The sequence below is a fragment of the Faecalibacillus sp. TM498 genome (genome assembly GCF_020589955.1).
Classification (GTDB): domain Bacteria; phylum Bacillota_I; class Bacilli_A; order Erysipelotrichales; family Coprobacillaceae; genus Faecalibacillus; species Faecalibacillus intestinalis.
Genome location: NZ_JAJDKB010000147.1, coordinates 1 through 484, shown reverse-complemented (window position 1 = coordinate 484; position 484 = coordinate 1). Strand labels below are relative to the sequence as shown.

Sequence of the window (484 nt, the reverse complement as noted above, 5' to 3'; positions counted from 1 at the left end):
TTCCTTCACACATATCGATTTCATCTCCTTCTGGTAAGTCTCTAATTAAATCTAAACTTCCTGTAATGATGGCTGCATAAATAAAGTTATCTCTATTCATCTTTATTCTTCGATGTAATCCCTCATAGTTTCCTTTATACATCTCTTGGATGGCTTCTTGTTTGTTCATCTTTGATCTTACTGGTATCTATTTCTTTGACATCGACAGCTTTGATTTTCCAATCATTAACATATTCTTTTAATTCTTCTGGTATATCAAAGTAATCATTTAATTCTAAAGGGGTATTCCATTTCTTATCTCCTGTATAAAAAATAATCATAACTTGAGGAACTAATCTTTTAAGTTTTTTGTTTTTTAATTGTTTTAAATACTCCGTCATTTCATAGTTGCCATATCGAATCACCATATTCTTATCGATCGTACTTTGGTGTTCGATACTGAAGAGACAACAGACACCATCAACATCTGTTTTTACGACAATGT

The 484-nt window shown here is 31.0% G+C and carries 1 protein-coding gene; it reads right to left on the bottom strand.

The genetic code is table 11. From position 1 onward, the window contains the following. Window positions 1-134: 134 nt before the first annotated feature. The coding region (locus LJD32_RS15075; RefSeq protein WP_227403847.1) for an Rpn family recombination-promoting nuclease/putative transposase at window positions 135-484 on the bottom strand (350 nt) is incomplete at its 5' end.